General features: G+C 38.3%; 1 pseudogene. It reads left to right on the top strand.

The annotated features are described in order from the left end of the window. Positions 1-287, top strand: a pseudogene (locus PSH48_RS20770) (integrase core domain-containing protein); the annotation flags it as partial. Positions 288-519 lie beyond the last annotated feature (232 nt).

The raw sequence follows: 519 nt of genomic DNA, 5'->3' as shown, positions 1-519 counted from the left end.
ACACTGACCGAGGCGCAGAATACCGTGCTCACGTTGTACAAAAGTATTTGGCTAGCAAAAACATCAAAGCCAGTATGAATAGGCCTGGGTGCTGTACTGACAACGCAGAAGTCGAGTCGTTCTTTCATTCGCTTAAAGCAGATTTAATTCGAGGAAATAAATTTGAGAGCAGCGGTAAACTATTATAAAAATTAAAGGTTTACCTAAATTATTTTTACAATAGACAGAGATTGCATTCGAGTTTAGGATATAAATCACCTGCCGAGTTTGAATTGGCAGTTAATTGAAACGTGGACGGTGTCCACTTTATCGGGTGAAGATCAACAAAAACAGTTGGCTGTTTCGCTCCGCTACACAATTATAGCCAACAATATTTGTTCGCTTAAGTGGGCGTTAGGCATTTAGTGAGTCAATTATGCTCGTTGATAATATCGAAATAGAAGATATAAACCCAATACCTCCCATTGAAGATAAAGATCAAAAAGAGGTACTTGCATTTTATGGCTTAGCTTCCTATAC

The organism is Pseudoalteromonas sp. Angola-4, assembly GCF_028599265.1.
Classification (GTDB): Bacteria; Pseudomonadota; Gammaproteobacteria; order Enterobacterales; family Alteromonadaceae; genus Pseudoalteromonas; species Pseudoalteromonas atlantica.
Note: the sequence above shows the minus strand (reverse complement) of the source record. Positions and strands in the feature narration are given on the sequence as shown.